Raw genomic sequence first — 25521 nt, 5'->3', positions numbered from 1 at the left:
GGTGGAGTACGGGTGGCCGCTCGCGCCGGTCCCCGCGGTCGCGCGGGGGTTCGACCAGCCGCCCTTCCGCTACGGCCGCGGGCACCGTGGCGCCGATCTGGTCGGGAGGGCCGGGCAGGCGGTGCTCGCCGCGCGCGACGGGGTCGTGGTGTTCGCCGGGCCCGTCGCGGGCCGCGGAGTGGTGTCGGTGGAGCACGCGGACGGGCTGCGGACGACCTACGAGCCGGTCACCCGCACCGTTGCCGTCGGGGTCCGGGTGGCGCGCGGGGACCCGATCGGCGTCCTCGAGGCCGGGCACGCCGGGTGTCCCGGCGAGGCCTGCCTGCACTGGGGTGTGCGACGCGGCGTGCGCTCGACCTCGGAGTACATGGACCCGCTGGTGCTGTTGCGGCCGCGCCACGTCCGGCTGCTGCCGCTGCCCGAGCCGTGGCCGGGGTGAGCCGGCCGCCTCGAGCCCGGGCGGGTCGGCGGCGTCATGCCGGTTCGGTCAGCCGGGTGCGCAGTCTCGTGACGAGGCGGGAGTGCAGCTGGCAGACCCGGGACTCGGTCACCCCGAGCAGGCGGCCGATCTCGGCGAGGGTCCGGTTCTCCAGGTAGTACAGGCGCACGACCTCGCGGTCCCGCTCCCCCAACGCGCCCACGGCGAGAGCGAGCTCCCGGACGGTCTCGCCCTGCTCCACCACCTCGAGCGGGTCGGGCGCCGACTCGTCCGCGACCAGCTCCGCGACAGGGGCCTGGCCCTCGCCGCCGGACTCGAGCGCCTCCACGCTGACGAGCTGCCGGTGCTGGAGCATCCCGCGCAGGTCCCGGAGCCCGACGCCAAGCTCCTCCGCGACCTCCCGGTCGTCGACCGTGCGGCCGAGCCGCGTCTCCAGCCGCTCCCGCGCCCGCTCGGCCTCCCGGCGCCGGGCGCGGGCGGTGCGCGGCACCCAGTCCTGGGCGCGGAGCTCGTCGAGCATGGCGCCGCGGATGCGCTGCGCAGCGAAGCTCTCGAACCGCACCTCGCGCTCGGGCTCGAACCGCTCGACGGCGTCGATCAGCCCGAACATCCCGACCTGGACCAGGTCGGCGGCGTCGACGTGGGTCGGCAGGCCACCCGCCATCCGGCCCGCGACCCCGCGGACCAGCGCGCGGTAGTGGATCACGAGTCGGTCCCGGGCGGCCGGGGCCCGGCTCGCGAGGTAGTCGGCCCACAACGTCGAGGTGATGTCCGAGGCGATCCTCGCGGCCTCCGGTGCGGGAGGCTCCGCCGCCTCCTCGGCGCCCCCCGTCGGGGCGAGGCGGGTCGGCATCGGTGCAGCGGTCGGTGCGGCGCCCCCGTCGACGAACGGCATCTCCCGGCCGGACGTGCCGTTCGTCGACCCGGGGTGCCCGATCGAGGGAACGGAGGACGACCCGGGCGTGTCGGGTCGGAGGGGGGCCACGAGGGCGACGTGCTCGGCGGCGCGGTGTGGCCCGCCGAGATTGGGCTCCGCCCCGCTCGCCACGTCCGGTGACACACCGGACTCGGCCGGGACCGCCCGCAGTGACACCCTGCGTTCGGCGACCGCGGGCGCGTCCGCGGTGGTCAGGACCCCGGCCAGCGCTCCCGCCGGGCCACCGACCTGCCGCGTGACCTGCGCAGACTCGGCGTCCGGAGCGTCATGCCCGGGGATGAGCCTGGTCATGGACCACCTTCAGACGGTCGACGGTCACGTGCGTGTAGAGCTGAGTGGTCGACAGCGTAGCGTGACCGAGCAACTCCTGTACGTAACGAAGGTCTGCGCCGCCGTCGAGCAGGTGGGTCGCGGCGGCGTGCCGGAAGCCGTGCGGTCCGATGTCCGGCGCGTCGGGCAGGGCCGCCATCGCGCGGTGCACGAGCGTGCGGGCCACGCGGGGGTCGAGCCGCCCGCCACGAACACCCAGGAACAGTGCGGGGGGCGAGTCCGAGCGGGCGAGCGTCGGTCGGCCGAGGGCGCGCCAGCGCCGCAGCGCGTGCGCGGCCGGCACTCCGAACACCACGGTCCGTTCCTTGGCGCCCTTACCCAGCACGCGCAGGGTTCGGCGCTCGTCGTCGACGTCGTCGACGTCGAGCCCGCACGCCTCGCCGACCCGGATGCCCGTCGCGTACAGCACCTCGAGCAGCGCGAGGTCGCGCAGGGCCTCGGGGTGCTCCTCGGCCGCCCCGGAGGTCGCCGCGTCGAGGACCGCCGCGGCCTGGTCCGCCCGCAGCACCTCGGGCAGCTCCCCGCGCGAGCGCGGGGAGCTCAGCCGGGCTCCGGGGTCGCCGGCGAGCAGCCCGGCCCGCGCCGCCCACGCCGTGAAGGTTCGGACCGCGGCGGCCCGCCGGGCGAGCGTGGCCCGGCTCGTCCCGGCCGCGTGCGCCTCGCCCAGCCGCCGGCGCAGGTGCGCGAGGTCGAGCGCCGCCAGGGACGGCAGGCCGCCGAGCATCCCGGTGAGGTCCGAGCGGTAGGCCCGCACGGTGTGGGCGGACCGGCCCCGCTCCAGTTCGAGGTGTCGGACGAAGCGCTCCACCGCCGCCTCGACCTCGGGGGCGAGGACACGGTCGGGCGGAGCGGCGCCGGCCCGGCCTCCTCGGGTCGCCGCGCCGGGCTCGGGCTCTGGCTGCTTCTCCGACGGGGTCTCGGATCCGGGCTGGGCCACCCTCCGACGGTGCGCGGCGGGCGGGCCCGGGTCAACGACCCACGCCGGTCCCACCGGCGGGCGGGGCACGGACCACCCCCCTGCGCACTCGCACCGGGCGCCCGCCGGCCGCCGGGTGCCTCCCCGTCCACCGGCGCTCCCGACGCCGAGCACCGGCGTTGCCGGCGCGGCGCGGGAACCACGCCGGTAGTCCGCGCACGCGGATCGGGCACGGCGCCGGCCGACGCCGGGGCTACCGCGAACCACGCCGCGTCCGCCGCTGCCACCGGCCCTCGTGGAACTCGGCGAGGCCGCCGCGTTCGAGCTCGATCAGCGCGGAGCGGACGGTGTCCTGGTCCAGGCCCGCCTCCACGGCCAGCCAGGCGATGTCGCGGGCGGCGCGCGGCGGCAGCGCGTCGTGCACCCGGGCCTGGGCCTCGTCGAGGGCGTCCGTGGGGCGCTGCGGCCGCTCCGGCTCCCGGGCCAGCTCCACGCCCAGCCGCCCGGTCGCCTCGGTGATCTCCTCGGCCCGGGTGACCAGCAGCGCGCCCTGCCGGATCAGCTCGTGGCAGCCGGCGGACGTCGCCGAGGTCACCGGCCCCGGGACGGCCATGAGGACCGTGCCGAGCTCGCGGGCATCGGACGCCGTGCGTTGCGCCCCGCTCCGCAGCGCCGCCTCGACCACCACCGTGCCCGCCGACAGCGCCGCGATCAGCCGGTTCCGGACCAGGAACCGGTGCCGCGCCGGGACCGCACCCGGCGGGTACTCCGAAACCACCAGGCCTTGCCGAGCGATGCGGTCGAGCAGCCCGGCGTGCGAGGCGGGATAGGCCCGGTCGAGCCCGCACGCCAGCACCGCGATCGTCGGCCCGCCGCCGGCCAGGGCACCGCGGTGCGCGGCGCCGTCGATCCCGATCGCCGCCCCCGACACGACCGTCTGCCCGGCCTCGGCGAGCCCGGCACCGAACTCGGCCGCGGTGTGCGTGCCGTACCCGCTGGCCGCACGGGCACCCACCAGGGCGACCGCGCGGTCCGTGAGGTCGGCCGGCGAGCCCGTGCCCCGCACCCACAACGCCAGCGGCGGCGCCAGCTCCGCCCTGCCGGTCAGGGCGAAGCACGCGAACGGCCAGTGCGGCCATTCCGGGTCCTCGGGGACGAGCAACCGCGCACCGCAGGCGGCCGCCGCCTCGAGATCGACGTCGACCCGGTCCGCCCCGCGGCGCGCCGAGGTCTCGTCGGCCACGCCCTGGGGGACGTCGCCGCGCCGGACGGCATCGGCCGCGGCGACCGGGCCGACCAGCTCGACCCACCTCCTCGTCTCGGGCGCCGGCGGCTCGACGACCCGCAGCAGGTACGCCCGCGCCCGCAGGATCTCCTCGGCGACCACGGCAGGGCGGGAGGCCGCCGCGGTCACGCCGCACCCCGCTCGCGGTAGTACAGCGCGTTGTCGACGGCCTCCCGGTCGGGCGACGCGGCGCCCGCGAGATCCGCGAGCGTCCAGGCGACCCGCAACGCCCGGTCCGCTCCTCGCGCCGACAGCTCGCCCGACCGCATCCGCTCCTCCAACGGCCGGACGACGGACCGGGGCAGCCCGAACGTCCGCCGCAGGGCGGGCCCGGGGACCTCGGCGTTGGTCCGCCACCCGTGCGCCGACCAGCGCTCGGCTGCGGCCGCCCGGGCGGCGAGCACCCTGGCACGGACGGTCGCGGTGTCCTCCTCCGCGGCGCCTGCGTCGCCGATCGCGGTGACCGGGAGCATGTGGGCCCGCAGGTCGACGCGGTCCAGCAGCGGGCCGGACAGCCGCCCGAGGTAGCGCCGCCGCGCGATCGAGGTGCAGATGCAGTCCCGGTCCCGCGCGGGGGCGCACGGGCAGGGGTTGGCCGCGAGGACCAGCTGGAACCGGGCGGGGTACCGGACGCTGCCCTCGGCCCGGGCCAGCCGGATCTCGCCCTCCTCCAACGGGGTGCGCAGCGCGTCGAGCACGTGGGGTTGGAACTCGGCGCACTCGTCGAGGAACAGGACCCCTCGGTGCGCCAGCGACACCGCGCCGGGGCGGGCCAGCCCGGCCCCGCCACCGAGCAGCGCCGCCATCGACGACGAGTGGTGCGGCGCGACGAACGGCGCGACCCGGCTCAACGGGTCGCCGCCCGCCTCGCCGAGCACCGAGCGGACCGAGGCCAGCTGCAGCGCCTCGTCGCGGCTGAGCTCGGGCAGCAGCCCGACGATCCGCCGCGCCAGCATCGTCTTTCCGGTGCCCGGCGGGCCCACCAGCAGCAGGTGGTGTCCACCGGCGGCGGCGACCTCGAGGGCACGCCGCGCATCCGGCTGGCCCACGACGTCCGCCAGGTCGGGCACCGCGGCGGGTGCCTCGGGTGGCGGCCCCGTCGGCCGGTCCAGCTCGCGCTCGCCGGCGAACCAGCCGACGACCTGGTCCAGCGTGGTGGCTCCGAAGATCTCCACGTCGTCGACCAGCCCGGCCTCCTCGAGCGCGGCCACCGGCACCACGATCCGCCGCAGCCCGGCCGCTCGCGCCGCGAGGACGCTCGGCAGCACCCCGCGCACCGGCCGCACGCGGCCGTCGAGGGCCAACTCGCCCAGCAGTACGGTGCCCGCGAGCCGATCGGGGTCGACCACCCCCGCGCCGGCCAGGACGGAACACGCCAGGGCCAGGTCGAAGCGCGACCCCGTCTTGCGCAGCGTCGCCGGGGAGAGCGCCAGGAGGATCCGCACGGCCGGCCACTCGCGGCCCGAGTTCACCACGGCCGACCGCATCCGGTGCACCGACTCCTGCAGCGCGGTGTCGGCCAGCCCCACGATCTGGACGCCGGGGATGCCGCCGCCCACGAGCGCCTCGATCTCGACGGGCACGCCCTCGACGCCGTACAGCGCCACGGACCAGCCCCGGGCGAGCGCCATCAGAACGCCCCCTCGTAGTGCGCGAGGGTGACCGGGCGGCCGGGGCGCATCAGCACCGCGACGACGTCGAACCGGATCTCGCACCACGCCACGTGGTGCGCGGCCAGCCAGGCCTTGGTCACCCGCCGGATGCGCTGGGCCTTCAGCCCGGTGACGGCCTCGGCGGGCTCGCCGTACCTCGTGCCCGAGCGGGTCTTGATCTCGCACACCACGAGGCGGGTGCCGTCCCGCTCCCGCTGGGTGGCCACCACGTCGATCTCGCCCTCCCGGCACCGCCAGTTCCGGGACAGCACGACGAGGCCCTTGCGTTCGAGGTACTCGACCGCGACGTCCTCGCCGCGGCGACCGAGCTCGTCCTTGGCTGCCATGCCGGACACGATCTCCGGCCGGGCCGACGCGTGGGGCGGAACGCGGAAAGTGCTCCACAGGAGCCGCGGCCGGTGGACAACCGCCGGGTCCGGCCCGCCGAGGGACCGGAACCGTCGGGGCGAGGTGCTAGTGGCCGAACTGGTCGCCCTCGGGCAGCCGCAGGTCCGGCTTGTCGAGCTCCTCGATGTTGACGTCCTTGAACGTGACCACCCGGACGTTCTTCACGAACCGCGCGGGCCGGTACATGTCCCAGACCCAGGCGTCGGACATCCGGACCTCGAAGTAGACCTCGCCGTCGGCGTTGCGCGGCGCGACGTCGACGGAGTTGGCCAGGTAGAAGCGCCGCTCCGTCTCCACCACGTACGAGAACTGGGAGACGATGTCGCGGTACTCCTTGTAGAGCGTGAGCTCCATCTCGGTCTCGTACTTCTCGAGATCCTCGGCGCTCACGACTCCACTCCCCTTGCGACCCTGTCCTCGTCCGTGACGAGGACGACCTCGCCGTCCGCGGCGTACTCCGGGTCCTCGACGGCCCCGGTCTCCTCGCCGGCCGCCCCATTCTGGACCAACGCCACACGGTCGCCGACGCGGGCCACCGACGCCACGTTCACGAAGGAGAACCGATGGTCGGGACACGGCCCGTGCTCGGTCAGCGCGGCGTCGTGCACCGGTGTGCAGTAGCCCTTGTGCTCGGCGAAACCGTACTGCGGGTGGCGCTCGTCGAGCGCGACCATCAGCCGGTCCCTGGTCACCTTGGCCAGCACCGACGCCGCGGCCACGCAGGCCGCCGTCAGGTCGCCCTTGGGCACGGCGAGGGTCGGCCGGCCGAACCCGCGCACCGGGAAGCCGTCCGTGAGCACGTAGCCGGGCGGGGTGGTGAGCGCCGCGACGGCGCGGCGCATCCCCTCGATGTTCGCCACGTGCACCCCGCGGCGGTCCACCTCGGCGGGCGGGATCACGATCACCGAGAAGTCCGCCGCGCGGCGCAGGATCCGGTAGTAGAACTCCTCGCGCACCGCGTGGGTGAGCAGCTTGGAGTCGGTCAGGCCCTCGAGCCGCTTCGCGTCGCCGGGACGCAGCACGCAGGCCGCGACCACCAGCGGCCCGGCGCAGGCCCCGCGGCCGGCCTCGTCGACGCCCGCGACGGGGCCGAGGCCGTGTCGCTGCAGCGTGCTCTGCAGGGTCCATGTGCCGGCCGACGCGCGCACGGTCGCCCGGCCGGGCCTCCACTCCGGGGGCAGGAGCTCGGCGGGACGTTTCCTCCGGGGGCGGCGGCCGGGCCGCTGAACGGGTGCAGCCACCTCAGGTGCGACGTCGGCGGGGCAGGAACTCCTCCTCGGCCGCGAGCAGGGATCGCCTGCGGAGCAGCCAGAAGGGCACCACGCCGAGCACGCCCAGGGCGAGCGGGGCACCGTCCTCGGCCGCCCCGAGGGCGGCCGCCTGCGGCTGCTGCGGGTTCGTGCTGTCGATGAAGCCGAACCGGCTGACCGGCAGCACCTTCATCCGGGCCTTGCCGATGACGTTCGCGACCGGGATGGGCCCGTGACCGTCGATGCGGGAGTCCGACGAGTTGTTGCGGCTGTCGCCCATCACCCACAGCTCACCCTGCGGCACGGTGATCGGGCCGAACGGGATCTGCCGCGCCGGCCCGGCCTCGGGCAGGTAGTAGATGTAGGGCTCGTCGAGCGGCTGGTTGTCGACCATGACCCGGTTGCGGGAGTCGCAGCAGGACACGGTCTGCCCGCCGACGGCGATCACGCGCTTGACGAAGTCCTTCTCGTCCGGCGGCGCGAGCCCGATCAGCGACAGGAACTGCTGGACGACCTCGCCGAACGTGCTCGTCGGCTCGTCGACGGTGAACTCGGTGTTGACCCACGAGTCCGGCCCGCGGAACACCACGACGTCGCCGGGCTGCGGGTCGCCGAACCGGTAGGTGACCTTGTCGACGAGCACCCGGTCGTTGTTGCAGCCGGTGCAGCCGTGCAGCGTGGTCTCCATGGAGCCCGACGGGATCACGTACACCTTGGCCAGGAAGGCCTGGATGAGGATGGTGAGGACGAGCGCCACACCGACGAGGAGCGGGAGCTCCTTCCAGAAGGTGTTGCGCCGGCGCCGCCCCGAGCGGGGCTTCTTGCCGCCGGGCCCGCGCTTGGGCACGTAGTCCGACGCGGGATGGCTGCCGGACGTGGCGCCCGCGCGGCGGCGGTGTCGGCCGGGGACGCCGTCGGACTCGGCGGCGGAGGGGTCGACCCGGCGCTGCGGCTCGACCGCGCCCTCGACCGGGCCGGTCTCCTCGGTGACCTCGGCGTCCGTCTCGGCGGGGACGGGGGGCAGGCCGACGACGTCCGTCGGGCGGTCGTCGCCGAGGGGCCGGCGGGGCGAGCCACGCCGGGGGTCCGCACCGGTGCCGGTGAGCGGGGCGCCGACGGGCCGGAAGCCGGGGCTGCTGTGCGCGGGCGGCGGCAGGGCCCCGGGCGGCGGACCGGCGGTGCGGAAGGACCGCTCCCCGTTCGCGCCGTTCGGGGGCGGCCCCGACCGGCCGTTCGGCGGGCCGCCGTGCGGCGCCGCACCCGGGAACTGCGGGCCCGGCCCGTTCGGGGGCGCCTGCGCGACGCGCGGCGCGTGCCCGTTCTGCGGAACGTGCTGTGTGCCGTACCCGTTCGGGGACCCAGGTCCGTGCCCGTTGGCCTGCCCCGGAGCACCGAAACCGGCGCCCGCGGGGCCGTGCCCGTTCGGTTCCCCGTTCCCGCCGGGCCCGCGCCCGTCGAACCCGCCCTGCGGCCCCGGGAACGGGGCGCCGGCGGGCCCGGTGCCGGGCACGTGTCGCACGGGCACCTCACCGACCGGGGCGCCTCCGGCCGACCGGGGGTCGGACGGATCCGTGGGCCCGTACCGCCGCGACGGGGCGCGGCGGTCGTCGGGGAGCTCGGGTGACGCCACGTGATGAGGCTACGTCAGGGCCGCGTCTCGAAGGGGTGACGGGCTCAGGACGCGGTCGAGGTCTCGCGCTTCTCCTTGATCTTGGCGGCCTTGCCGCGCAGGTCACGGAGGTAGTAGAGCTTGGCGCGACGCACGTCACCGCGCGTGGCGACCTCGATCTTCTCGATGTTCGGGGTGTGCACCGGGAAGGTGCGCTCGACGCCCACGCCGAACGACACCTTGCGGACCGTGAAGGTCTCGCGGGCGCCGGCGCCCTGACGACGGATGACGACGCCCTGGAACACCTGGACCCGGGAGCGGTTGCCCTCGATGACCTTCACGTGCACCTTGAGCGTGTCACCCGGCCGGAAGCTGGGGATGTCGGAGCGCAGGATCTGTGCGTCCAGGTCGTCCAGGGTGTTCATCGCGGGGTCCGTCCTCGTCCAATGTTCGTCGTGCAAGCGTGCGTGCCAGGGCTCGGGCAGGGGCACCAGTCCCCGATGGGAGGCGCCGACACACGTGCGTCGGCCCATGGCAACCCGTCCATAGTGCCAGACGGGTTCCGGGCGGGTGACACCGGTGGGGCCGGTCAGCCCCGCTCCGCTGCGTCCAGGGTATCGAGCACCGCGCGGTCGGCCGCGTCCAGGGCCCCCTCGGGCAGCGCGGCCAGCAGGTCCGGGCGCCGTTCGGCCGTCCGCTCGAGGGCGCGGTCGCGCCGCCACCGGTCGACGGCGGCGTGGTTGCCGCTGCGCAGCACGGCCGGGACCGGCAGGTCCCGCCACACCTCGGGTCGGGTGTACGCGGGCCCCTCGAGCAGGCCGTCGGAGAAGGAGTCCTCGGCGGCGGAGCGCGGGTTGCCCAGCACGCCGGGCAGCAGCCGGGCGACGGCCTCGACCATCACCAGGACCGCCACCTCGCCGCCGACCAGCACGTAGTCGCCGATGCTGACCTCGTCCACGGGCATCCGCGCCGCGTAGTGGTCGACCACGCGCTGGTCGATGCCCTCGTAGCGGCCGCAGGCGAACACCAGCCGCTCCTCCCCCGCCCAGGCCCGGGCGGTGGCCTGCGTGAACGGCCGCCCCGCGGGGGTCGGCACCACGAGCCGTGCGGGGCCGGCGCCGGGCTCGCCGCCCAGCACCTCGTCGAGCGCCTCGCCCCACACCTGCGGCTTCATCACCATGCCCGGCCCGCCGCCGTAGGGGGCGTCGTCGACCGCCTGGTGGACGTCGTGCGTCCAGTGCCGCAGGTCGTGCACCCGGACGTCGATCAGGCCCTTCTCGACCGCCCTACCCAGCAGCGCCTCGCGCAGCGGGGCAAGGTAGCCCGGGAAGATGGTCAGGACGTCGATCCGCACCGGGCGGATCCTGCCAAAGGGGAGGTGGCGAGGTGCCCACCGGTCTGTCCTCGCTGTGGTCCTCCGGGGGGCAGTGGTCGCTGCTCCTGCCGGTGCTGCTCGCACTGGTCCTCACCACGGTGATCGGGCTGGAGCGCGAGGCCGGCGCGAAGAGCGCGGGGCTGCGCACGCACACCCTGGTCGGGGTCGGCGCGGCGGTGTTCATGCTGGTGTCGAAGTACGGGTTCGCCGACATGCTGGACACCTCGCACGTCGCCCTCGACCCGTCCCGGATCGGCGCCCAGATCGTGTCCGGCATCGGGTTCATCGGCGGCGGGCTGATCTTCGTCCGGCAGGACGTGGTCCGCGGCCTGACGACGGCGGCCACCGTCTGGCTCGCCGCCGGCATCGGCATGGCCTGCGGCGCCGGCCTGCCGGTGCTGGCCGTGGCCGCCACGGCAGGGCACTTCGTGGTCACCCGCGGCCTGCTGCCCCTGGCGCGGGCGACCCAGCGGCATCGCCGCGACCCCCCGGTGCTGCAGCTCCGCTACGCCGACGGCCACGGCATCCTCCGCACGGTCCTGCAGCGGTGCACGCAGCAGGGCTGGTCCGTGCAGGACCTCGCGATCGCGCGGGAGACGGTGGGCGACGACGGCGACCGGGTCGCCGCCGTCACCCTGCAGCTCGCGGGCCGGGGCGACCTCGCCGCACTGGCCACCGAGATCGCCGAGGTCGAGGGCGTCCGCTCCGCCCGCACCGGCCACGAGGACACCTTCGACGAGGAGGAGTGATCAGCCGCTGGCCTCGCCGCGGCCGAGCTCCTCGACCGCAGTGCGCATGCCGTCGAGCGTGACGCCGCGGGCCGCGAGCAGGTCCCGCGCGCCGCCCTCGGCGTGGAGCAGCCCGAGGAGCACGTGCTCGCTGCCGATCTCCTTGTGCTTCAGCCGCAACGCCTCGCGCAGCGACAGCTCGAGCGCCTTCTTCGAGGCGTCGTCGAACGGGATGTGCCCGAACATCCGCCGCTGCTTGCCGGCCCGCGTCCGGTCGAGCGCGCCCGGCCCGAACGTCTCCTCCGCCTGCCGGCGCACCGCGTCGAGGTCGATGCCCAGCAGGGCCAGCTTCTCGGCGTCGAGCGTCCCCTCCCCCCGGGGGAGCCGCGTGATCTCCACGGCCAGGTCGGCCCGCTCCACACCCGCCCGGCGCAGCAGCGCCGCGGCCGTCGACTCCGGCGTCGCCGGTGCGTCGTAGAGGCCGAGGAGCAGGTTCTCGGTGCGGATCTGCGCCTGCCTGCGCTCGCGCGCGTCCTCCTGGGCCAGCACCACCGCGCGCCGGGCCGCCTGCGTGAACCGTTCGAACATCGCCGTTCCCCTCCAGCGTCCTAGTACCCGAGCCGCCGGTACTTCTTGTGCACCGCCTGCTTGCTCACCTGCAGCACCCCCGCGATCTGCGCCCAGGACCAGCCCTGGGACCGCGCGTTGCCCACCTGCAGCTCCTCGAGCGACTCCTGCAGCGCCCGGAGCGCCGCCACCGCCGCCAGGCCGACGTGCGGGTCCTTGCTGGACGCCGCCGCGGCCACCGCCGTCGCATCTGTCATGTCGTCAACCTACGTTGACGACACCACGCCGTCAACCTTGGTTGACGCCGACGGCACGAGAGAGGCCCCGCCGCGGTGCGACGGGGCCTCTCTCGGGGCAGATCAGGGACAGCTCGGGGACAGCTCAGGAGCAGGTCAGGGGGTGTCCAGGTCCAGCAGACCCTCGGGCGGCTCGACGACCACGCGCCCGCCCTCGAGGTCGATCGTCGGGACGATCTCGGCGACGAACGGGACCAGCGCGTCGGGCCGGCCCTCGCGGGCGACGGCCAGCAGGTCGCCGCCCGGACCGAGGACGACCTCGCGGACGGTCCCGATCACGGTGCCGTCGGGCAGCTCGGCGCGCAGGCCCTCGAGCTGGTGGACGTGGAACTCCTCCGGGTCCTCCGGCGGGGCCAGCTCCGCGGTCGGCACCAGCAGCTGCGCGCCGCGCAGCTCCTCCGCCGTCGTGCGGTCCGGCGCCTCGCGGAAGCGGACGAGCAGCCGCCCCGAGTGGGGCCGGCTGCTCTCCACCGTCACCGTCGCGTCCGGGGCGTCCCGCCGCCGGGCCCGCAGCACGGAGCCCGTGGCGAAGCGCTCCTCGGGCGAGTCCGTGCGCACCTCGACGGCCAGCTCGCCGCGCAGGCCGTGGACCTTCGCGACGATCCCGACGAGGACGTCCCCGCCCCCGGGACCGGCCGTGGCCCGAGGGGCCGGCGCGGCCGGTCTACGGATGCCCGCAGACGCCCGCCGCCGGACCCCCGCAGGCGTCCTACCGGTCGGTGTCGACGACATCGACCCGCACACCCCGTCCGCCGATGCCCCCCATCACGGTGCGCAGCGCGGTGGCGGTACGCCCACCGCGCCCGATGACCTTGCCCAGGTCCTCGGGATGCACCCGGACCTCGAGCGTGCGCCCCCGGCGGTTCGTGACGAGGTCCACCCGGACCTCCTCCGGGTGGTCGACGATGCCCCGGACCAGGTGCTCCAGGGCGTCCGCCAGCACGCTCACGACTCGGTCGACTCAGCCTCGTCGGCCTTGGGGGCCTCGTCGGCCTTCTCGGCCTTGGCGGCCTTCTTCTTCGGCGTGGTGGCCTCGGTGGTGGGCTCCTCGCCGGCGGCGGCGAGCGCGGCGTTGAAGCGCGCCAGCTTGTCCACCTTCTCCGGCTGCGGCTTAAGGGTGCCCTCGGCGCCCGGCAGGCCCTTGAACTTCTGCCAATCACCGGTGATCTCGAGCAGGTGCTGCACCGGCTCGGTCGGCAGCGCGCCGACACCCAGCCAGTACTGCGCGCGCTCCGAGTCGATCTCGATCAGGCTCGGCTCGTTCTTCGGGTGGTACTTGCCGATCGTCTCGATGGCGCGCCCGCTGCGGCGGGAGCGCGAGTCGGCGACGACGACGCGGTAGTACGGCTGACGGATCTTGCCCAGACGCATCAGCTTGATCTTGACGGCCACGCTTCTCGGTGCTCCTCGCGGATCGTGTGTGCTGCTCGTGAGTCAGCGCAGGACCGCGTGGGGGTACGGCTCGCTCACTCGACTGTTCCCGGCCGCGGCATCGGTAGAGGGCCGGCCACGGACCTGACGCACTATTCTGCCAGACGCCTACAACGACGCGGGCACCCCACCGGTCAGCGCGAGGGCCAGTCCCAGCGCGGGCAGCAGGTTGTTGACCTGGTGCGCCACGATGCTCGCCGGCAGCCGCCCGGTGAAGACCCGGGCCAGGCCGATCGGCAGCGCCACGACCAGCAGCAACGGCGTACGGGTCAGCTCGAAGTGGGCCATCGCGAACAGGAGCGTGGTGACGGCGAAGGCCACCCACCGGTTCGCCCCGTGCTTGGTGACCGCGCCCCAGAGCAGGCCGCGGTAGACGATCTCCTCGCACACCGGTGCCACGAACGCGACCAGTACGAACACGCCGAACGCGACCGGCCAGCCGACGCGGATGCCGTCGAACGCCTGGCCGACGGCCGTGGTCGCGTTGTCCGGCCCGACGATCGCCACGTAGAGCAGCGAGGCGGGAACGCTCACGACGAGGCCGCCCAGGCCCCACAGCAGGCCGGCGGCGACGTCGCGGGCGCTCCAGCGCAGTCCCAGGTCGATGCGCGGCCCGTTGCCGCGCACCCGGGTGACGACCAGGGCCGTCCCGGCCGCCAGCAGGGTCGGCACGGACAGGCCGAGGATCACCGCCGCGACCGACGGCCCCCCGGGATCGGCCAGCAGCGCGGCGATGACGAACGACGAGCCGAGGAACAGGACCTCGACCAGGACGTACGCCCCGATCCCCCAGCGGTGCGGGGGCGGGTCCGCGGCGGCCGGCGGGTCCGCGGCGGTCGCCGCGGCGGGCGAGGGCGGGTACGGCGGCGGGTCCTGCGGCGGCTCTTGTGGCGGTGCGGACGGGAACGGGCCGGTCGGCGGCGGCGCGGACGGCGGGTCCGGGGTCGAGTCGGGCTGGCCCACGATCACGACGCTACCCGCCGGGGCCGCACCCGGCCGCCCCGCCAGGGTGCGGATGCCGGGTCAGTACCGTCGGCCGCGGAGCAGGACCAGCGCCGGGTCGCGCAGGACCGCCGGGTTCCGCCGCGGGTCCTCCCGGTACACGACCAGGTCCGCCGGTGCGCCCGGCTCGAGTCCCGGGCGTCCCAGCCAGCTGCGGGCGGTCCAGGAGGCGGCGCCCACGGGGTCGGGGTGACCGGCCTGTCGGAGCGCCTCGACCTCGTCGGCGATCCGGCCGTGCCGGATCCCGCCCCCCGCGTCGGTCCCGGCGAAGACGGGGACGCCGGCGTCGATCGCCCGGCCGATCGTGTCCCGGGCGGTGCGGTGCAGCTCGCGCATGTGCGCGGCGTAGGCGGGGTACTTGCCGGCCTTGTCGGCGATCCCGGGGAAGGTGTCGACGTTGATCAGGGTCGGTACCAGCGCGGTCCCGCGCGCGGCCATCTCGGTGATGAGCTCGTCCGTGAGGCCGGTGCCGTGCTCGATGCAGTCGATCCCCGCGCCGATCAGCCCCTGCAGGGCCTCCGTGCCGAAGACGTGGGCGGTGACCCGGGCACCGGCGGCGTGCGCGGCGGCGACGGCGGCCTTCAGCACGTCGTCGGACCAGAGCGGCGCGAGATCGGCGTCGGTGCCGCTCGCCCGGTCGATCCAGTCCCCGACGAGCTTCACCCAGCCGTCGCCCGCGGCGGCCTGCTCGGCGACGACCTCGGGCAGCAGGGCCGGGTCGTCGAGGTCGATCGACAGGCCCGGGATGTACCGCTTGGGCCTGGCGAGGTGCCGCGCGGCGCGGATGATCTCCGGGAGGTCCTCGCGGCCGCGCAGCGGGGTGGTGTCCGTGGGCGAGCCGCAGTCGCGCAGCAGCAGCGCACCCGCCCCGCGCTCGGTGATCGCCTGCTCCTCGCACTCCGCCAGGTCCGCGGGCGCACCGCCGGTCGCGATGCCGACGTGGCAGTGGGCGTCGACCAGCCCGGGGAGGATGAACGGCGCGTCGATCGTCTCGGCACCGGCCAGGGGCTCCGCGCTGACCCGGCCGGCGTCGTCGACGTACAGGTCCGTACCACCGCCCGGCAGGACGGTGCCGCGCAGGTGCAGCACTACTTGCCCTTCTTGTTCCCGAAGTTCAGCTTCGACGGGTCGAAGCCGGGCGGGAGCTGGTCGAGACCGGGCGGCATCTGCTGCAGGCTCGGCGGCAGCTGCGAGAGGTCGGCGCCGAACGGGTTCGCCCCGGCGGGCTGGCGGTTCGGCCGGCTGTTCTTCTTGGCCTGCTTGGCCTTGCGCTTGTTCTTCGCCTGCTTGCGGGTGGCCGAGCGGCCGCCGCCGAAGCCGAACTGGCCCGCCATCATCTTCATCTGCTTGCGGGCCTCGAAGAAGCGGTTGACCAGGTCGTTCACGTCCGAGACGGTGACGCCCGAGCCGTTCGCGATGCGCAGCCGCCGCGAGCCGTTGATGATCTTCGGGTCGGCGCGCTCGGCCGGCGTCATACCGCGGATGATCGCCTGCAGCTTGTCCAGCTGGCGGTCGTCGACCTGGGCCAGGGCCTCCTTCATCTGCGCCGAGTTGGCGCCGGGGAGCATGTTGAGGATGTTCCCGATGGGGCCCATCTTGCGGATGGCGAGCATCTGCTCGAGGAAGTCCTCCAGGGTGAGCTCGCCCGTGGAGATCTTCTGCGCGGCCTTCTGCGACTGCTCCTCGTCGAAGACCCGCTCGGCCTGCTCGATGAGGGTGAGCAGGTCGCCCATGCCCAGGATCCGGCTGGCCATCCGGTCCGGGTGGAAGACGTCGAAGTCCTCGAGCTTCTCGCCGTTCGACGCGAAGAGGATCGGCTGGCCGGTGACCTCGCGGACCGACAGCGCGGCACCACCGCGGGCGTCGCCGTCGAGCTTGGTAAGCACGACACCCGAGAAGCCGACTCCGTCACGGAACGCCTCGGCCGTGGCGACCGCGTCCTGACCGATCATGGCGTCGACCACGAACAGGGTCTCGTCCGGCTGCACCGCGGCCCTGATGTCGCTGGCCTGCTGCATCAGCTCGGCGTCGACACCGAGACGGCCCGCGGTGTCGACGATGACGATGTCGTACTGCTTCTCGCGGGCGAAGGCCACCCCACGGCGCGCGACGTCGACCGGGTCGCCGACGCCGTTGCCCGGCTCGGGGGCGAAGGTCGGGACCCCGGCGCGCTCGCCGACGATCTGGAGCTGGTTCACGGCGTTGGGCCGCTGGAGGTCACAGGCGACCAGCAGCGGGGTGTGGCCCTGGTCCTTGAGGTGGCGGGCCAGCTTGCCGGCGAGGGTCGTCTTACCGGAACCCTGCAGACCGGCGAGCATGACGACGCTCGGCGGCTCCTTGGCCAGCGCGATGCGCCGGGTCTCGCCGCCGAGGATCCCGATGAGCTCCTCGTTGACGATCTTGACGACCTGCTGCGCCGGGTTCAGCGCCTGCGAGACCTCGGCACCCTTCGCCCGCTCCTTGATCCGGGCGATGAAGGACCGCACGACCGGCAGCGCGACGTCGGCCTCGAGCAGCGCGATGCGGATCTCGCGCGCCGTGGCGTCGATGTCGGCGTCGGACAACCGGCCCTTGCCGCGCAGGTCGCGCAGCGCTCCGGAGAGGCGGTCGCTCAGGGTGTCGAACACCCCAGCGAGTCTACGTGGCCCCCGGTGGTGAACGCAGACCCCTGCTCCGGCCCGTCCGCCGGGGCGAGGCGCTGCGCACTCCCGCGGCTCGCGCTGTGTACTCCCGCAGGTCGCGCTGTGCACTCCCGCGAGTCGGCAGATCGAGACCCGCGAGTCGGCAGTTCGAGACCCGCGAGTCGGCAGTTCCGGGAGCGCGAGTCGCGAGTCCCGGGCGAACGGGGGTGCGATTCAGGGGGCCACGGCGAGCCCGCGGGCGGCGGTCGGCCGGTCGAGCGAGATCGTGCGTGCCCACGGCTCCCCCAGGGTGCCCGCCCGGATCGCCGCGGCGACGCCGTCGGCCCGGCGCACGTGCCGCGCGAAGGACCTGCTCTGGATCACCCGGCCGCGGTCGGCCTGCCCACGCAACGCCTCCTCGGGCGCCGCATCGATCCAGACGAGGTACGCCGCGCGGCCGGTGAGCCGGGCCAGGCCACGGACCAGGCGCCGGAGCCGCGTGGACGTCGCCGGCAGGTGCACGACGACGACGCGGGCGGAGCCCGTCGCTGCCAGCACCGCGGCGACCCGGTGCAGGAAGTGCACCAGCGCCCGGATCCGGGGATACGGCACCCCCGGCAGGACGCGCGTCAGCAGGTCACGCTGGGTCTCGGAGTCGAACACCCGCAGCCCGGGTCGCTGCGGCATGCGACGTAGCAGCGTGCTCTTGCCGGCCCCGGGCACGCCTGCGACCAGCACCAGCGCGCGGCCCGGCACCGACAGCCGCACCGGCGCCGCAGCGCCTCCGGCGGCGAGCCCCGGCCCCAGCGGGAGGGGCAGCGGGCGGGGCGGGGTGTCGCCGGGCACGGTCGCGAGGCTCATGGGCACCCAACGTCCGGTTCCGCCCGTTCGTTCCGCCCACCCGGTTCCGCACAGCGCCGCCACGGCAAACCGGCTCCCAACCCTCCTCGAATCGCACATTCGGCCACCCGAAACTGCCGACTCGCGATGCCAGACCTCCCGACTCGCGGTGCCAGAGCTCGCGACTCGCGGTGCCGGAACTCCCGACTCGCGGTGCCGGAACTCCCGACTCGCGGTGCCGGAACTCCCGACTCGCGGTGCCAGACCTCGCGACTCGCGGGGAAGGGGCGGGGTGGGATCACAGGGCGTCGGCGCCCCGCTCGCCGGTGCGGACCCGGACGATCGTCTCGACCGGGGTGACCCACACCTTGCCGTCGCCGATCTTGCCGGTGCGGGCGGCGCCGACCAGGGCGTCGACGACCCGTTCGGCGAGCGCGTCGTCCACCACCACCTCGACCCGGATCTTCGGCACGAAGTCGACGGTGTACTCCGCGCCCCGGTAGACCTCGGTGTGGCCCTTCTGCCGCCCGAAGCCCTGCACCTCGGTGACCGTCATGCCCAGCACGCCGAGCTGCTCGAGCGCCTCCTTGACGTCGCCGAGCGCGAACGGCTTGACGATCCCCGTCACCAGCTTCATGTCCAGTTCCTCTCCGGTCCCGAGCCGCGGGTGCGCAGCGGCGAGTACTCGTAGGCGCTCTCGGCGTGCTCGGCCTCGTCGATCCCGGCGGCCTCGACGTGCTCCGGCACCCGGAACCCGACCGTGCGCCGCACCAGCCAGGCGAGCGCCGCGCTGCCGGCGAAGGCCCATCCGGCCGCGACCAGGATCGCGACCACCTGGGCGCCGAGCAGGCCGAACCCGCCGCCGTAGAACAGCCCGTCCCGCCCGGCGGGGTTCACGGCGTCGGTGGCGACGAGCCCGGTCAGGAAGAGCCCGACCATGCCGCCTACCCCGTGGATGGCGACGACGTCGAGCGAGTCGTCGTAGCCCAGCCGGTACTTGAGCCGGATCGCCAGCTGGCAGACCAGCCCGGCCGCGACCCCGATCAGCAGTGCGCCGAAGGTGTCGACGTAGCCGCAGGCCGGCGTAATGCCCACCAGTCCCGCCACGGCGGCGGACGCGCCGCCGAGGCTGGTGGGCCGGCCGTCGAGCCGGTGCTCGAGAGCCAGCCAGGCGACGACCGCGGCGGCGGCCGCGGTCATGGTCGTGACGAAGGCGTTGCTCGCCACCGCGCCGGCGGCGAGGGCGGACCCGGCGTTGAACCCGAACCAGCCGAACCACAGCAGGCCCGCCCCCAGCAGCACGAACGGCAGGTTGTGCGGGCGCATCGGCTCGTGCGGCCAGCCCCGCCGCCTCCCCAGCACCAGCGCGAGGGCCAGCGCCGAGGCCCCCGAGTTCACCTCGACGGCGGTCCCGCCGGCGAAGTCCAGGGCGTGCAGGGTGTTGGCGAGCCAGCCGCCCTTCGCGGAGACCGCGCCGTCGAACGCGAAGATCCAGTGCGCGAGCGGCACGTAGACGACGAGGGTCCAGCCGGCCACGAAGAGCGTCCACGGCCAGAACCGGGCCCGGTCGGCGATGGCGCCGGACAGCAGCGCCCCGGTGATCACGGCGAACATCAGCTGGAACATCGCGAAGGCCTGCACGGGCACCCCGCCGACCACGGTGTCGACCTGGCGCAGCCCCGCGAACTCGAACCCGCCGACCAGCCCGGCGTGCGAGTCGCCGAACACCAGCGAGAACCCGAGGAGCACCCAGACCAGCCCGATCACGCCCAGGCTGACCAACGACATCATCATCATGTTGAGCACGCTGGTGGCGCGGACCATGCCGCCGTAGAAGAACGCCAGACCCGGCGTCATCAGCATGACCAGCGCCGCGCAGCCCAGCACGTACGCCGTGTTCCCGGTGTCCATCACGCTCCCTCGCCCGTCGGCCGGGAGCATGATCTGCACACCGTGTTTCCCGAATGTTTCGGGATGTTACGGCCGCATGAAACGGCGCGAGCTCAGCGTTTCACGGAGGTTGCGCGGACCTTTCCCGCCGCGGCGAGGACCGCCTGCTCGATGCGCCGCCGGTCGGTCCGGGGCACCTGCCCGGCGGGCCCGGGGCCGGCCACCCCGAACGAGTCGACGACCGACGCCCCGAGGGTCGCGACGCGGGCCCAGCGGATGTCGAGCCCCGACTCCTCGAGCGCGGCGGCGACGCGGTGCAGCAGCCCGATCCGGTCCTGCCCCCGCAGCTCGACGACGACGGCGCCGGTCGCCTCGTCGTCGAACCACAGCACGCGGGGTGGGGCCGTCCGCTCGACCGCCTCCGTGGTCGGGGCGTAGTCGCGCTCCTTGCGGGCCAGCGCGTCGGCGAGGCCGAGGGTGCCGTCGAGGACCCGGCCGAGGTCGTGCCGCACGACGGCCGGGTCGGGCAGCCCCCCGAAGCGCGGCGACACGGCGAAGCTCGACACCGCGGCCTCTCCGTCGGTCGTGACCGAGGCCGCGTGCACCTCGAGCGAGTGCAGGGCCAGCACCCCCGCCGCCGCCGAGAGCGCCCCCGGGCGGTTCGGCGTGCCGATCACGACGGTGGCGAGGTCGTGATCGGAGATCAGCCGCAGCTGCGGCCGCCCCTCCTTCTCGACGCCGGCGACCACCTCGGCCGCGGCCTGCTCGGCGGTGTCGGTGATCCGGACCGGCTCCGGCGGCGGCTCGCCGATCATCATCGCGCGGGCCCGGCCGCTGAGGTCCCGGATGAGCACCCGCTTCCACGGGCTCCACACCCCGGGCCCGGTGGCCAGCGAGTCGGCCTCCGCCAGGGCGTCGAGCAGGTCGAGCAGGAGCGGGTTCCCGCCGAGCGTCTCGACGATCCGCTCGAGCGTGGCCGTGTCGTCGAGGTCGCGCCGGGTCGCGGTGTGCGGCAGGAGCAGGTGGTGGCGGACCATCGCGCCGAGCGTCCCGACGTCGTGCTCCCCGAAGCCGAGCCGCCGCCCGATCTGCAGCGCCAGGGACTCCCCCACCTCGGAGTGGTCGCCGCCGCGGCCCTTGCCGATGTCGTGCAACAGGGCCCCGACCAGCAGCAGGTCCGGCCGCGAGACGCGGGTGGTGAGCTTGGCGGCCTGCGCGCAGGCCTCCACGAGGTGCCGGTCGACGGTCCACATGTGTGCCCGGTCCCGCGGCGGCAGGTCGCGTACCGCGCCCCACTCGGGGAACAGCCGGCCCCACAGCCCGGTCCGGTCCAGCGCCTCGATCACGTCGATCATGCCCTCGCCCGTGCCGAGCAGCGAGAGCAGCTCGCCGAGGGCGGCCCGCGGCCACGGTTCGCGCAGCTCGGGCGCGGTCTCGGCCAGCCGGTGCAGGGTGCCGGCCGCGATCGGCAGCCCGGTGCGTGCGGCCGTGGCGGCGACCCGCAGCACGAGCGCGGGATCGCGGTGGGCGGTGGCGTCGCGGGCGAGGGTGACCTCGCCGGCGTGCTCGACGACGCCGGAGTCGAGCGGCCGGCGGATCGGCGCACGGCGCAGCGCGGCGAGCCCGCGGCGCGGCAGCGCGGCCCGGGCGGCCCGCAGCCCGACCTCGGCGGAGAAGGCCACGGCCCGCGCGGCTCCGGAGATCGCCCGGGCCAGGTCGAAGCGGTCGCCGAGCTCGAGGCTCGCGGCGATCTCGTCGGCGTCCTGGGCGCGCAGCACGTCCCGTGCGCGGCCGGCGATCCGGTGCAGCTCGGTGCGCACGTCGAGCAGCAGCATCCGGGCCTCGGTGACCTCGCCGGAGGGCCGGTCGACCAGCTGGGCGGCGGCGAGGTGGTCGAGGAGCTGGACGTCGCGCAGCCCGCCGTGCCCGGACTTGAGGTCGGGCTCGATGCGGTGCGCGACGTCGCCGACCTTGGCCCACCGCTCCCGGGCGGAGTCCGCGACCTCGTCGAAGCGGGTGCGCATGCCGGCCCGCCACGCCTGGCGGACCGCCTGCTTGACCTTCTCCGACAGCGCCGGGTCGCCCGCGATGTGCCGCAGCTCGAGGAGCCCGTAGGCGGCCCGCAGGTCGGTCGCCGCCACCTGGACCGCCTGGCCCGGGGTGCGGACCGAGTGGTCCAGCCCGATGCCCGCGTCCCAGAGCGGGTACCAGAGCTGCTCGGCGAGCCGCTCGACGTCCTTGCGGCCGTCGTGGAGCAGCACGAGGTCCAGGTCCGAGTACGGGGCCAGCTCGCGGCGCCCCAGCGCCCCGACGGCGACCAGCGCCGCGCGGTCCGTGATCCCGATCGCCGCGCAGCGCGACGACAGCCAGAAGTCGTGCAGGTCGACCAGCGCCGTCCGCAGCGCGTCCGGGGCGAGCCGCCGCCGCCCGTTCTGGCGGTCGAGCAGCACGGCCTTCGCGCGGACGAGGTCCTCCGCCGAACCCGACGCCGGTCCCTGCGGCCCCGTTCCTGATCCCGGACCCGATCCCGGACTCGATCCCACTGCCGTCACCGACTCGCCCTCGTCACTGCCGGCCCGCGGCCGGCTCCGTTCCACCCCGGCAGGGGCGTCCCCGACCCCGGTGCCACCGCCACGAACCTCACAGCCCTTCCGGACCCCGGTCCCCGGTCCGGACCCGCACCACCGTCCCGAGCGGTACGACCCCCACCTTCCCGCCACCGGCCCTCCCGGCACGGCACGCCTGCACCACGGCGTCGACGGTCCTGCCGACGACCGGGTCGTCGGGTGCGAACGATCTGACGATCGCCGTCACGAGCATCCCCGCAGTTCTCCGATCGGTGGTGGGTCGGTGCGACCGGCGGCACCCGCCCGGCCCCACGAAGGGGACGGAACGGGAGGAATCCGACTTCCTCGCGAGACGCCGGAGGCCCGCCGTGCCTGTGGCACGACGGGCCCCGGCCGATCGGGCGAGTGCCGCCGGGCGGTCCGTCAGACCGCGTCGGTCCCGCGCTCGCCGGTGCGGACCCGGATGACGGTGTCGACCGGGGCGACCCAGACCTTGCCGTCGCCGATCTTGCCGGTGCGCGCGGCCTCGACGACCGCGTCGACCACCTTGTCCGCGAGGGCGTCGTCCGCGACGACCTCCACCCGGACCTTCGGCACGAAGTCCACGGAGTACTCCGCACCCCGGTAGACCTCGGTGTGGCCCTTCTGCCGGCCGTAGCCCTGGACCTCGGAGACGGTCATCCCGAGGACCCCGATCTGCTCGAGGGCGGCCTTGACGTCCTCCAGCACGAACGGCTTGACGATGGCGGTGATCAGCTTCACGGCTCAGCTCTCCTTGCCTACGGCGACGTGCGCGGCGGCCTGCGGGGTGGCGGCGTCCGGGCGCGGGGTGCCCGCGACGACCCCGGCCAGCCCGCGGTGGCTGGAGAAGTCGTAGGCGGTCTCGGCGTGCTCGGTCTCGTCGATGCCGGTCGCCTCGTCCTCCGGGCTGACGCGGATCTTCCCGCCGAAGATCGCCTTGACGATCAGCGCGATGACGAAGGTCAGGATGCCCGAGTAGAGCAGGACCGCGAGGGCGCCGACGATCTGGCGCCACAGCTGGTCGACCCCGCCGCCGTAGAACAGGCCCGCGACGCCCGCCGGGGAACCCGGGTCGGCGAAGAAGCCGATCAGGATGGTGCCGGCCAGACCACCGACGAGGTGGACGCCCACGACGTCGAGCGAGTCGTCGTAGCCGAAGCGGAACTTCAGGCCGACGGCCAGGGCGCACAGGGCCGACGTGATGGCGCCCAGGGCGATCGCGCCCAGTGGCGAGACCGAGGCGCAGGCCGGGGTGATCGCGACCAGACCGGCGACGACACCGGAGGCGGCACCGAGGCTGGTGGCCTTGCCGTCGCGGATCCGCTCGACGAGCAGCCAGGCGAGCATCGCGGCGCAGGTGGCGACGATCGTGTTGACCATCGCGAACGCGGCGGTGCCGTTGGCGCCGAGGGCCGAACCGGCGTTGAAGCCGAACCAGCCGAACCACAGGATGCCGGCGCCGAGCATGACCAGCGTCAGGTTGTGCGGGCGCATGGGCTCGCGAGGCCAGCCGCGGCGCTTGCCGACGACGATCGCGAGCGCCAGGGCCGCGATACCGGCGTTGATGTGGACCGCGGTGCCACCGGCGAAGTCGATCGCCTTGAGGGAGTTGGCGATCCAGCCACCGAGGACCGAGCCGTCGCTGGAGTCGAACGCGAAGACCCAGTGCGCGACCGGGAAGTAGACGACGGTGGCCCAGATCCCGGCGAAGAGCAGCCAGGCACCGAACTTCATGCGGTCGGCCACCGCACCCGAGATCAGGGCGACGGTGATGATCGCGAACGTGGCCTGGAAGCCGACGAACGCCAGCGCCGGGATCGAACCGGACAGCACGTAGGAGGAGTCGGCCACGCTCGAGGAGTACGACCCCACGAACAGGCCCTTGAGGCCCCAGGCCTCGGTCGGGCTGCCGAGCAGGCCGCCACCGACGTCGTTGCCGAACGCCATCGAGTAGCCGTAGAGCACCCACAGGACGCCGATGAGGCCCATCGAGGACAGGCTCATCATCATCATGTTGAGGACGCTCTTGCTACGGACCATGCCGCCGTAGAAGAGCGCGAGCCCAGGCGTCATGAACAGCACCAGCGCGGTACTGGCGAGCATCCACGCGGTATCGCCGCTGTTGAACGCGTCCACGGATCTCCCTCCCGTTCGTGTCCGCACCCTCGGTGCGGCAGGTGCCGGAATAATCGGAGCGGGATGTTTCCGGGAAGATCGCGCCGTGTTTCCGGGGGATGAACCCGGGCCCCGGGCGGGTTACATCCAGGTTTCTGATCCTCGCCGTTGCGGGCCGTGCGCACAGCGTGACGGCAGCCGGAACCGATGCGGGTCCTCCGCGCCGGGGACATCACCGATCGTGATCATCCCCGGCGCAGGTCGGGCGGCCCGCCGGATGCGGGACGTCACCCCAGGAGGGCGTCGACGAAGGCCTTCGGCTCGAACGGGGCCAGGTCGTCCGGGCCCTCGCCGAGGCCCACGAGCTTCACCGGCACGCCGAGCTCGCGCTGCACGCGGAAGACGATGCCGCCCTTCGCGGTGCCGTCGAGCTTGGTCAGCGCGATGCCGGTGACCTTGACGACCTCGCCGAACACGCGGGCCTGGATCAGCCCGTTCTGGCCGGTCGTGGCGTCGAGCACGAGGATCACCTCGTCGACCTCGGCCTGCCGCTCGACGACGCGCTTGACCTTGCCCAGCTCGTCCATCAGGCCGGTCTTGGTGTGCAGCCGGCCGGCCGTGTCGAGGATGACGGCGTCGGCACCGTCGGCGGTGCCGCGCTTGACCGCGTCGAACGCGACGGCGGCCGGGTCGGCGCCCTCCGGCCCGCGGACGACGGCGGCGCCGGCCCGCTCCCCCCACGTCGCCAGTTGCTCGGCCGCGGCGGCGCGGAAGGTGTCCGCCGCGCCCAGGACGACGTGCCGGCCGCCGGCGACCAGCACCCGCGCGAGCTTGCCGGTGGTGGTCGTCTTGCCCGTGCCGTTGACGCCGACGACGAGCAGCACCCCCGGGCGGCCGTCGTGCGGCAGTGCACGGATCGAGCGGTTCGCCTCGGTCTCGAGGGCCTCGGTGAGGACGTCGCGGAGCAGCTGCCGGGCCTGGTCCGTCGTGCGCACGGCGCGCCGGGCCAGCTCGACGCGCAGGGTCTCGACGAGCTCGGCGGTCATCTCCGGGCCCAGGTCGGCCTGCAGGAGGGTGGCCTCCACGTCCTCCCACGACTCCTCGTCGAGCTCGCCGCCGCCGAGCAGGCCGAGCAGGCTCTGGCCGAACGCGGAGCGGGACCGGGAGAGGTTGCCGCGCAGCCGCTCGAGGCGGCCCTCCGCGGGGGCGATCTCCTCGGTGGGAGTGGGCGGTGCCGTGGAG

The 25521-nt window shown here is 74.7% G+C and carries 27 protein-coding genes; 2 read left to right on the top strand and 25 right to left on the bottom strand.

The genetic code is table 11. From position 1 onward, the window contains the following. Position 1: 1 nt before the first annotated feature. The gene (locus LWC35_RS35660; protein WP_232874915.1) at positions 2-439 is read left to right on the top strand and encodes a M23 family metallopeptidase; all 438 of its coding nucleotides are present in this window, start codon (positions 2-4) and stop codon (positions 437-439) included. 34 nt (positions 440-473) lie between these two features. Here LWC35_RS35660 and LWC35_RS35655 read toward each other — a convergent pair whose 3' ends face one another. From LWC35_RS35655 to trmD, 10 genes are all read right to left on the bottom strand, one after another. After that, positions 474-1667: a FliA/WhiG family RNA polymerase sigma factor gene (locus LWC35_RS35655; protein ID WP_232874914.1), complete on the bottom strand. Its 1194-nt coding sequence runs from the start codon at positions 1665-1667 to the stop codon at positions 474-476. Then, positions 1642-2643, bottom strand: coding sequence for a tyrosine recombinase XerC (locus tag LWC35_RS35650; protein WP_372463163.1), 1002 nt, complete (start codon positions 2641-2643; stop codon positions 1642-1644). The genes LWC35_RS35655 and LWC35_RS35650 overlap by 26 nt, the downstream gene beginning before the upstream one ends. 232 nt (positions 2644-2875) lie before the next feature. Beyond that, positions 2876-4036, bottom strand: a complete 1161-nt coding sequence (gene dprA, locus LWC35_RS35645) for a DNA-processing protein DprA (RefSeq protein ID WP_232874913.1) — start codon at positions 4034-4036, stop codon at positions 2876-2878. Further along, complete coding sequence (locus LWC35_RS35640; protein WP_232874912.1) at positions 4033-5538, bottom strand: YifB family Mg chelatase-like AAA ATPase; 1506 nt, start codon at positions 5536-5538, stop codon at positions 4033-4035. The genes dprA and LWC35_RS35640 overlap by 4 nt, the downstream gene beginning before the upstream one ends. After that, the gene (locus tag LWC35_RS35635) at positions 5538-5906 is read right to left on the bottom strand and encodes a YraN family protein (protein ID WP_232874911.1); all 369 of its coding nucleotides are present in this window, start codon (positions 5904-5906) and stop codon (positions 5538-5540) included. The genes LWC35_RS35640 and LWC35_RS35635 overlap by 1 nt, the downstream gene beginning before the upstream one ends. A 127-nt stretch (positions 5907-6033) precedes the next feature. Then, a complete protein-coding gene (locus LWC35_RS35630) occupies positions 6034-6357 on the bottom strand; it encodes a DUF2469 domain-containing protein (protein WP_037046945.1) in 324 nt (107 codons plus the stop codon). Next, positions 6354-7115, bottom strand: a complete 762-nt coding sequence (locus tag LWC35_RS35625; protein ID WP_232874910.1) for a ribonuclease HII — start codon at positions 7113-7115, stop codon at positions 6354-6356. The genes LWC35_RS35630 and LWC35_RS35625 overlap by 4 nt, the downstream gene beginning before the upstream one ends. A gap of 94 nt (positions 7116-7209) precedes the next feature. After that, complete coding sequence (gene lepB / locus LWC35_RS40675; RefSeq protein ID WP_308194741.1) at positions 7210-8847, bottom strand: signal peptidase I; 1638 nt, start codon at positions 8845-8847, stop codon at positions 7210-7212. Between the two features lie 44 nt (positions 8848-8891). Then, positions 8892-9251 (bottom strand): 50S ribosomal protein L19, encoded by a 360-nt coding sequence (rplS, locus tag LWC35_RS35615; protein ID WP_232874909.1) that lies wholly within the window; start codon positions 9249-9251, stop codon positions 8892-8894. A gap of 164 nt (positions 9252-9415) precedes the next feature. After that, positions 9416-10180, bottom strand: a complete 765-nt coding sequence (gene trmD, locus LWC35_RS35610) for a tRNA (guanosine(37)-N1)-methyltransferase TrmD (RefSeq protein ID WP_232874908.1) — start codon at positions 10178-10180, stop codon at positions 9416-9418. Positions 10181-10212: 32 nt separating this feature from the next. On the opposite strand from trmD, the gene LWC35_RS35605 reads away from it, so the two are divergent. Next, a complete protein-coding gene (locus LWC35_RS35605) occupies positions 10213-10950 on the top strand; it encodes an MgtC/SapB family protein (protein WP_232874907.1) in 738 nt (245 codons plus the stop codon). Here the strand turns inward: LWC35_RS35605 and LWC35_RS35600 are convergent, their stop codons facing one another. The 15 genes from LWC35_RS35600 to ftsY form a co-directional block, all read right to left on the bottom strand. Beyond that, positions 10951-11517: a Clp protease N-terminal domain-containing protein gene (locus LWC35_RS35600; RefSeq protein ID WP_232874906.1), complete on the bottom strand. Its 567-nt coding sequence runs from the start codon at positions 11515-11517 to the stop codon at positions 10951-10953. 20 nt (positions 11518-11537) lie between these two features. After that, the gene (locus LWC35_RS35595; protein WP_232874905.1) at positions 11538-11753 is read right to left on the bottom strand and encodes a helix-turn-helix domain-containing protein; all 216 of its coding nucleotides are present in this window, start codon (positions 11751-11753) and stop codon (positions 11538-11540) included. Between the two features lie 135 nt (positions 11754-11888). Continuing rightward, the gene (gene rimM / locus LWC35_RS35590; protein WP_232874904.1) at positions 11889-12524 is read right to left on the bottom strand and encodes a ribosome maturation factor RimM; all 636 of its coding nucleotides are present in this window, start codon (positions 12522-12524) and stop codon (positions 11889-11891) included. After that, complete coding sequence (locus tag LWC35_RS35585) at positions 12502-12741, bottom strand: RNA-binding protein (RefSeq protein WP_232874903.1); 240 nt, start codon at positions 12739-12741, stop codon at positions 12502-12504. The genes rimM and LWC35_RS35585 overlap by 23 nt, the downstream gene beginning before the upstream one ends. Next, the gene (gene rpsP, locus LWC35_RS35580; RefSeq protein WP_232874902.1) at positions 12738-13184 is read right to left on the bottom strand and encodes a 30S ribosomal protein S16; all 447 of its coding nucleotides are present in this window, start codon (positions 13182-13184) and stop codon (positions 12738-12740) included. Before rpsP ends, LWC35_RS35585 begins: the two co-directional genes overlap by 4 nt. A 147-nt stretch (positions 13185-13331) precedes the next feature. Next, positions 13332-14186 carry a CPBP family intramembrane glutamic endopeptidase gene (locus LWC35_RS35575; RefSeq protein WP_308194740.1) on the bottom strand — a complete coding sequence of 285 codons (855 nt, stop codon included), beginning with the start codon at positions 14184-14186 and terminating at the stop codon, positions 13332-13334. 60 nt (positions 14187-14246) lie between these two features. Beyond that, a complete protein-coding gene (locus LWC35_RS35570; RefSeq protein ID WP_443690215.1) occupies positions 14247-15314 on the bottom strand; it encodes an amidohydrolase family protein in 1068 nt (355 codons plus the stop codon). Further along, entirely contained in the window at positions 15314-16852 is a 1539-nt protein-coding gene (ffh, locus tag LWC35_RS35565; protein ID WP_232874901.1) for a signal recognition particle protein, read from the bottom strand. The genes LWC35_RS35570 and ffh overlap by 1 nt, the downstream gene beginning before the upstream one ends. A 228-nt stretch (positions 16853-17080) precedes the next feature. Then, a complete protein-coding gene (locus LWC35_RS35560) occupies positions 17081-17707 on the bottom strand; it encodes a P-loop nucleotide/nucleoside kinase family protein (RefSeq protein ID WP_232874900.1) in 627 nt (208 codons plus the stop codon). Between the two features lie 277 nt (positions 17708-17984). Continuing rightward, positions 17985-18323 carry a P-II family nitrogen regulator gene (locus tag LWC35_RS35555; protein WP_232874899.1) on the bottom strand — a complete coding sequence of 113 codons (339 nt, stop codon included), beginning with the start codon at positions 18321-18323 and terminating at the stop codon, positions 17985-17987. Beyond that, a complete protein-coding gene (locus LWC35_RS35550; protein ID WP_269805358.1) occupies positions 18320-19597 on the bottom strand; it encodes an ammonium transporter in 1278 nt (425 codons plus the stop codon). Before LWC35_RS35550 ends, LWC35_RS35555 begins: the two co-directional genes overlap by 4 nt. Before the next feature lie 92 nt (positions 19598-19689). Next, positions 19690-22026, bottom strand: a complete 2337-nt coding sequence (locus LWC35_RS35545; protein WP_232874898.1) for a [protein-PII] uridylyltransferase — start codon at positions 22024-22026, stop codon at positions 19690-19692. 540 nt (positions 22027-22566) lie between these two features. Further along, positions 22567-22905 (bottom strand): P-II family nitrogen regulator, encoded by a 339-nt coding sequence (locus LWC35_RS35540; protein ID WP_232874897.1) that lies wholly within the window; start codon positions 22903-22905, stop codon positions 22567-22569. A gap of 3 nt (positions 22906-22908) precedes the next feature. Further along, on the bottom strand, positions 22909-24267 hold the full coding sequence (locus tag LWC35_RS35535) for an ammonium transporter (protein ID WP_232874916.1): 1359 nt from the start codon (positions 24265-24267) through the stop codon (positions 22909-22911). A 299-nt stretch (positions 24268-24566) separates the two neighbouring features. Then, a partial coding sequence (gene ftsY / locus LWC35_RS35530) for a signal recognition particle-docking protein FtsY (protein WP_232874896.1) occupies positions 24567-25521 on the bottom strand: 955 nt, incomplete at its 5' end.

It is taken from the genome of Pseudonocardia kujensis (assembly GCF_021283305.1).
Lineage (GTDB): Bacteria > Actinomycetota > Actinomycetes > Mycobacteriales > Pseudonocardiaceae > Pseudonocardia > Pseudonocardia kujensis.
This window is presented reverse-complemented; position numbering and strand designations above follow the sequence as displayed.